The 7,324-nt window shown below is 67.8% G+C and carries 6 protein-coding genes and 1 pseudogene; 6 read left to right on the top strand and 1 reads right to left on the bottom strand.

The window, feature by feature from the left end:
* Positions 1-435: 435 nt before the first annotated feature.
* The 5 genes from ACIBJF_RS37375 (at position 436) to ACIBJF_RS37355 (ending at position 3,829) form a co-directional block, all read left to right on the top strand.
* Positions 436-651, top strand: coding sequence for a hypothetical protein (locus ACIBJF_RS37375; RefSeq protein ID WP_399180673.1), 216 nt, complete (start codon positions 436-438; stop codon positions 649-651).
* Positions 635-1,024, top strand: a complete 390-nt coding sequence (locus ACIBJF_RS37370; RefSeq protein WP_399180672.1) for a hypothetical protein — start codon at positions 635-637, stop codon at positions 1,022-1,024. Before ACIBJF_RS37375 ends, ACIBJF_RS37370 begins: the two co-directional genes overlap by 17 nt.
* A gap of 214 nt (positions 1,025-1,238) precedes the next feature.
* Entirely contained in the window at positions 1,239-1,997 is a 759-nt protein-coding gene (locus ACIBJF_RS37365) for a hypothetical protein (protein WP_399180670.1), read from the top strand.
* Positions 1,998-2,173: 176 nt separating this feature from the next.
* A complete protein-coding gene (locus tag ACIBJF_RS37360; protein ID WP_399180669.1) occupies positions 2,174-2,689 on the top strand; it encodes a hypothetical protein in 516 nt (171 codons plus the stop codon).
* A 57-nt stretch (positions 2,690-2,746) separates the two neighbouring features.
* Positions 2,747-3,829, top strand: a complete 1,083-nt coding sequence (locus ACIBJF_RS37355) for a protein kinase family protein (protein ID WP_399180667.1) — start codon at positions 2,747-2,749, stop codon at positions 3,827-3,829.
* A gap of 272 nt (positions 3,830-4,101) precedes the next feature.
* On the opposite strand, the gene ACIBJF_RS37350 is transcribed toward ACIBJF_RS37355, so the two are convergent.
* Positions 4,102-4,896, bottom strand: coding sequence for an SGNH/GDSL hydrolase family protein (locus ACIBJF_RS37350; RefSeq protein WP_399180666.1), 795 nt, complete (start codon positions 4,894-4,896; stop codon positions 4,102-4,104).
* A 1,057-nt stretch (positions 4,897-5,953) separates the two neighbouring features.
* On the opposite strand from ACIBJF_RS37350, the pseudogene ACIBJF_RS37345 reads away from it, so the two are divergent.
* Positions 5,954-7,204: pseudogene (locus tag ACIBJF_RS37345) on the top strand (RNA-guided endonuclease InsQ/TnpB family protein).
* Positions 7,205-7,324: the final 120 nt, after the last annotated feature.

Genomic DNA, 7,324 nt, shown 5'->3' with positions numbered 1-7,324 from the left:
ACCGCCAAGAGCGTCACCGACCCGGTGGCCAACATCACCGCGGCCGCCAACTACGCCGCCCACCGCTACGGCTCCATCGACAACGTCAACTCCGCCTACTGACCAGCCCCGAGGCCGACTGCAGTGGCCGGTCCGCAACCGGCCCGACAGCCAGGACGGAGCTGGTCGGCCATCACGCCCGGTGCGCACTTCTCGCTCCCGACCCGTCCAGGCCGGATCACCCCTGCCAGCCGCTCCTCCTCGCCTGCGGCCCTTTCACAGCGGGCCCGACACCGGCCAGGGCCGTAAGGGCGTGCTGGACAACTCCCGCGCCACCCATCTGAGTCCGACCGGCCGTTTGACCGAGAGGTCCGGCCGGAGCCGTGCCACGGCGGCCGCATTCCTGGCAGGATCTCCTGCAAGCCCGGTCCTTCACGACCGGGTCAAGTTGACAACATGGGACATCAGCCGGCGCACGGCTGGGGAGTACCTCAGGGCCAGCGGCCGCAGGCGAACCGCACCCAGCGCATCCCCGAAGACGTCATGGGCCCGCTGTTTGTATGGGCCCTGCGGTTCATCGACCACTTCGCTGCGGACATCTGCGCGGCCGATGAGCAATGGCGTCGGCAACGCTGGGGGCATACCGGTCGACCGCATGACCAGGGTGAGTGAGGTCTCGACCCGAGCAGCCCTTGAGGCCGCGCTTGACACCTATCTCGCACACAACCGGCCGCTGCTCGGCTGGCGCGGACAGCCGAACCTGGTCCGCATCGCCCGTCAGATCGGCTACCACCGCGCGATGTTCCGCGACCCCGCACTGCGGCTGCCGGTCGAGTCGGCGGCCGCCGTGGTCGGTGTCGCCGAGACCGCCGGCTTCGATCTCGACATCCACGGCCGGCTGGACGGCAGGCCCTGGATCGGCCAGCTAAGCAGGTACTCCTCCGCACTCACATGCGCGCCGTCCTGTCCGGCGGCGACTCGGAGGGGGCAGGTCCGCCGCCGCGCCCTGGTCAGCCGGGCACGTCAAAGCCGCGTACGCCAGTGAGGTCGTCCGTCGAAGCTGAAGGCTGCGCGAGCGCATTGCCGACCTTTCCGGCATCGCCTGAATGCACTGCATCACGGCCGGTCAATCGATAGAGTCGAGCGGTGCGTTGATCTTCCGGGCGGCAGCCACGTGCAGCCGCGGACGGTGCCGGGTGCCTCGTAGCGGGGGCGCCCCAGCAGGCATACCCGTCAAAACCCCACCGGAGATCCACACCATGGCCGCTCAGCAACCCCTCACCTACGACGCCTTTGTCGAACTCGCTTCCGCTGATCCAGCCGTCGTCGGCCTCGTCCTCAAAGGGTCGCGAGCCCACGACGGCATGGTGACCCCGTACTCCGACCACGACCTGTACGTGGTCGTCGCCGACGACGCCCGCACCGATCTGACCCGGTTTGCGGGCCACCGTAGCGCCGAGCTCGACCTTGTCATCGTCACTCTCACCGAGTTCCGTCGGGCCGGGACGCCCGGTTGGGAACGCTACGCCCTCGCCCGCGCCCAGACCGTGCTCGACCGACTCGACGGAGGCATCGCCCGGATCCTCGCCGACAAGGCCCGTCTGGGTGCCGATGAGGCATTCCAGGACGCAAGTCGCTGGCTCGATGCCTATGCCAACTCGCTCTATCGCTCCGTAAAGAACCATCGGGACGGCCAGATTCTCGCTGCTCGTCTCGACGCCGCCGACAGCATCCGGTTCCTGCTTGAGCTGCTCTTCGCTCTCGACCGCCGCCCCCGCCCCTACAACAAGTACCTGGAGTGGGAACTCGCCCAGCACCCGCTGCCGGGCTGGGACACCGACATACTGCTCCGTGCCGTGGACCGCATCTCGGCCACGGGTGACCTATCCCAGCAACGACACGTCTTCGCCCTTGTGGAGACGGCGGCCCGAGAAGCCGGACACGGTGCGGTGCTGGACGCATGGGGCGATGACCTTGACCTCATGCGACCGCAACAAGAACAGAGCGACACTCCCTGAACTCTGCCCTGCTGCGACGGCATCGGACCGCCCTGGATGGCACGTTTCGCTGGGCTGAGCCCGAGGCAGGTCACCGTGTCGATCAGCGCGCTGCGGCGCGAGGCCGCCGATCTGGTTTCAACGGCTCCAGGCCCATCCCCGCCGCGAACCTGCTTGAACTCTCCGACGATCGAGCAGTGATCGACTGGTGCATCGAGCACTTGGGCTCCCCGGTTGCCGAGCGCACGTTGACGGCGGGGAACGTGTCCGTGGTCCACGGCCTCCGGCTGATGAACGGCCGCGAGGTGGTGCTGAAGATCCGCGAGGAGGATGAGCGGCTGGGAGCCTGTACCTGGGTGCAACGCCGGATGTGGCAGGCGGGCTTCCCATGCCCGGAGCCATTGGCCGGTCCGTTGCCGCTGGGCCTCTCGTGTTCGGCAAGCACCCGGTATGTGCTGGCGACGGACGGACTCTGTCCCTTGCGCTTGCCGGTGGGGATGATCAGGTCGGGCTGGATCTGCTCGGCGGACTCGCCGAGCGCCATGCGTCGCAGCACAGTGTGCAGCATGTCGTCCGCGATGACCGGGGGCCTGCCGCCGTACTTGCCCTTGCGGGCCTCGGTCTCCAGCGTCGAATCTCGGATGTTCTCCCGCTCCGTCTCAGCTATCGCAGCGAAGAAGCCGAACCGAGAGTGGCTGACCTTTTCCGCGTAAGGTCGGTGCCGTACGTGGGATTGCCGAAGCCTTGGTTCGGGCACCGAGGAGCCGTGGATGCTGGACCAGGATGTGCTGCGCGCCGCGCGCCTGGCTGGTTACGGGACCGTGAGCACTCAGCTCTCCTTGCTGAGCGACCACCGGCTCGGGGAGGCCGTGGCCGCCGCTACCCCCCTCGGGTCGGGCATCGGCGGCAGGTCGGCAGAGCTGGACATCAACGGAACACGCGTCTTCGTCAAGCGGGTCCCTTTGACGGACCTCGAATTGCGCCCGGAGAATGTGCGGTCGACGGCGAACGTCTTCGAACTGCCGATGTTCTACCAGTACGGGGTGGGCTCGGCCGGGTTCGGTGCCTGGCGCGAGCTTGCCGTGCACACCATGACCACGAACTGGGTTCTCGGCGACGAGTATGCGGGATTCCCCCTGATGTACCACTGGCGGGTTCTGCCTGATTCCCCTCCCGAAGGATTCACCGACGTGTTCGGGGGACTGGAGGGGGCCGTCGCTCACTGGGAGGGATCACCCGCCGTTCGTGACCGGCTGGAGGCCATCGGCCAGTCCTCGTACAGCCTGGTGGTCTTTCTGGAGCACGTGCCGCACACACTCGCCGGATGGCTGGCCGACCACCGCAAAACCGCCGTGCCGGTAGGCGGGGACGGCTCGCCCTTCCGCTGGGTGGAGGAAGCTCTGATGGACGGAGCTGCCTTCATGAGTTCTCGCGGACTTGTCCACTTCGATGCTCACTTCGACAACATCCTGACCGATGGCCGCCAGCTCTACTTCGCTGACTTCGGACTTGCCCTGAGCTCCCGCTTCGACCTTTCGGCGGACGAGTCCGACTTCCTCGCGGACCACCTCGCGTACGACCACTGCTATACCGCGAGCCACCTGCTCCAATACCACTTGCTCGACGGCGTCCGCGGTGACACCGAACGCGAAGTCTTCCTGCACGACTGGATCGCGGGCCGGCGACCTGGCGGCATCCCGGCTGAGATCACGGCCATCATCGACCGGCACGCACGCCCTACCGTCGTCGTGGACTCCTTCTTCCGCCGTCTGCTCACCGAGAGCAAGCAGACGCCGTTCCCGGCCGCGGAGCTCCAGCGGCAGTTGGGCGCTGGCGCTTCAACCCCGAGCTGATTCACGCCCTCGCCTCGGCTGCCACGGCCGCTGCCTGCCGACGGGCCTCTCGGCGCGCCTTCCCGGCCATAGGACACCGCAAGTCCGACGGGGCACCACTCAGCGGCGGTACCGAGACGACCGCGATGGACCTGTGCGGCCATGGGAGAAGCTCAGGTGACGCCTGCGCTGCTGCGGAGCATCGGGGCATCGGAGTCGATCCGTGGGCAGGGGCCCCTGGTCCACGGAAGGCCGCGGGCCAGGGCGTGGGTGCCGGTTCTTCGTGAGAGCGGTCAGCTGTTGACGTTGAGGACAGGGTAGTAGCCGGATGCGTGGCCGGTGGCGCTGGGGTGGTAGGACTCCCAGCTCGGGGAGACCACCAGGGAGTGCAGCCAGTCGTCGCCGGAACACAGTTCGTGCCCGTTGAAGGTGGAGCGGACGTCGCCGAAGACGAAGCCGTGCGCCGAGGCCCGGCCGGCGACGACGTTGTCGAGGACGTCTGCGGCCTCGTCGATCTTGCGGTGTTTCGTGTCGCTGAGTCCGACGCAGAAGACGCCGAGGGTGTACATCCGCGGATAGCCGAGCACGACGACCTTGGCATTGGGCGCCTTGGTGCGAATCGCGTTGTAGGTGGCGTCCAGGCGGGCGGGCAGCGTGTTCTGGGCGTAGCTCTCGGCCTGGTTGACCCGGTTGACGCAGTCGCTGTCCGATCCGGTCACGCAGGTGGTCATGACGTCGGAGAAGCCTGCGTCGTTGCCGCCGATGGTGACGGAGACCAGCGTGGTGGCGGAGTTCAGCGGACCGAGCTGGGAGTTGGTCACGTCCGTGGTCACTGCACCCGAGCAGGAGGTGTCGGCGAACGAGGACGGGGCGTGGACGTTCTTCCACAGGTAGGGGTAGGCGCTGAAGCTGCGGTGGCAGGAACCGCTCGAACTGTCGTAGTTGCCGGCTCCGTTGCCGGCCGCGTAGGAGTCACCGAGGGCGACGTAGGAGGCGCCGGCGGCCTGTGCGGGAGCGGTCAGTGTCAGGCTGAGCACGGTCGCGAAGCACAGCGTGGCGAGGGCTGATAGACATCTGAGGGGTCTCACGAAACCTCCCGAGAGCGAAAACCGGTTGCCATGGGGCCGGAAGACGACGAACGCAATGAGGTGTGCTCATGACAAGCGTTCTTCACGCGTAGACTCCGCGTGCGCCGCGGCGCGCGGGAGCGCTTGCGGATGTGACGTGAACGACCGTCGCCTGCCGGTGACTTGCGTCGGCGACGGACGGACGGGAGTGGCGGCGCGCGTAGTGCGGGCTCGGTCGGGGCGGTGCGCGACCGGGCGCGGACGCAGCCGGGGGGAGTGTGGGATCGGGGAGTGTCAGCGCACGTGGGTGCCCTGGGTGTTCAGTTCCTGGTCACCGGCTGAATGGCAGGCGTACTGCCTCTGGGGCCGCCGCTGTCGCCGAGTGAGGCTGAGCCGCCCCGGCGTCAGGGGGAAGGGGGCCGTGGGTGCGGGTTGTGGGCGCGGCGGGTGCCGCCGTCGTGAACAAGCCGGACGCCGAGCCGGTTTGCCCGGCGTGTCTCGTGGTGCTGCGCGTTTCGAACCGCACGCGGTCCTCCTGGGAGGGGATGCCTTCAGGGGGGTGCGGCACGGGGTGCCCGCCGAAAAGCCGCATTCGGCGTGCTCCTGACAAGTTCAAGTCTTGATTATCCGAGGCACAAGCGCGGTAGGCAAGCGGTCGGACAAAATCTGTGCGTGTAGCACCGGAACGGGTACTCGCCTGCCGTAGCCCCGAGTCCCCTCGTGGGCATACTCGTTCGTGCATCAACCTACAAGCGTGCGAACACGCGGCGGTTTGACTGCCTAGTGCTCGGGCGCAACATCCGCATGTGGGGTCGGCGACGCCGTGCTTGGGCCCGTACGCCGCCATTGGGTGTTCGGTCGGGGCTGGTTCAGCTGTTTCTGGCGAGGAACACCGGGCCTTCAGGCCCGGGAGGAATCGCCTCCTCAACCACGGCGCCGCGCAGCGGCGCCGCTTCACTGCCCTCCGTGCTCCAGCGGCCGGGCACGGCAGCTATTGCCAGTACCTGGCACTGAGGCACATGGGCAACTGCGGCCCACATCGGGTCCGTTGTCAGTGTCGAGGGGTACGGTTCGTCGCGTGAAGATCGCCGTGCGGGCAAAGCTGTGGCCGACTGCCGTGCAGGCAGTCGCGCTGCGGTCGACCCTGCTCGAGTGCAACGACGCCGCGAACTGGGTCTCCAGGATTGCGTTCGAGCACGGCGTCCCGCGCGAATACGAACTCCGGAAGTACACGTACGCGGAGCTGAAGGCCCGCGGACTGGGTGCGCAGGCGGCGCAGCACGTCATAAGGAAGGTCCGCGACGCCTACACGACCCTGCACGCGAACATCGAAGCCGGCAACCTGGGCAAGCCGTGTTCGAAGCGCCGGGTGAAGGCCGAGTCAAAGCCGATCACCTTCCGAGCCGGCGCAGCTCAGCCGTACGACGACCGGTGCCTTGGCTGGCAGCATGATTCAGGGGCCGTTTCCCTATGGACGACGGCCGGCCGGCTCAAGGGCGTGCGCTTCATCGGGTCCGCCGACCAGCTGAAGGTGCTGCGCGAGTACCGCCAGGGCGAGTCGGACCTCGTCGAACGCGACGGAGAGTTCTACCTCCTCGCGACGTGCGACGTTCCCGAGACCGACCTCAACGAGAATCCGGAGGGACTTCTCGGCGTCGACCTCGGCATCGTCACCATCGGAACGACGTCTGACGGCGACGTCCTCGCCGGCCGGAGACTGAACCGGTACCGGACCCGGCAGATGCGGCTGCGGCGAAGCTGCAGAAGAAGGGCACGAAGTCTGCGAAGCGCCGCCTGAAGGAGCGCTCGCGGCGCGAGCGGCGGTTCGCCGCCAACACCAATCACGTCATCTCCAAACGCATCGTGGCAGAGGCTGAACGCACCTCGCGCGGCATCGCCCTGGAAGATCTCAAGGGCATCCGTGCGAGGGCACGGCTCACAAAGCCCCAACGGGCCGCGGTGCACTCGTGGGCATTCGCCCAGCTCGGGCAGTTCCTGGCGTACAAGGCCCGCCGTGCCGGCGTGCCCCTGGTCTTCGTCGACCCGGCGTACACCAGCCAGACGTGTGCCGCGTGCGGACGTGCAGACAAGCGGAACCGGGCCCTCGCAGGCCCGGTTCCAATGCAGGTCGTGTGGCGTCGTTGCGCACGCCGACCTGAATGCTTCCCGCAACATCGCCCGAAAGGGCGAGACCGCGTGGAATGCGGGGCGTGAGTCACGCGTCCCGGCCCTGCCCAGCGGGTGGCTCGGATGCGGGAGGTCACGCGGCAGCCAGCCGCGCCCTACCTGCAAGCCCGGTCCCTCAGGACCGGGTCAAGTTGACCGGTAGGCGCTCACAGCGGCGAAGTAGAGGGCTAGGCAGGTGGCGGCAGCGCGATGGGCTGCCACCGAGCGGTCCTGGCTCGACCTCGCCTGCCGGTTCGCCGGCCGGGATCTGCAACCCGAAGAG

The sequence above is a fragment of the Streptomyces sp. NPDC050743 genome (genome assembly GCF_044456925.1).
Taxonomy (GTDB): Bacteria; Actinomycetota; Actinomycetes; order Streptomycetales; family Streptomycetaceae; genus Streptomyces.
Note: the sequence above shows the minus strand (reverse complement) of the source record. Positions and strands in the feature narration are given on the sequence as shown.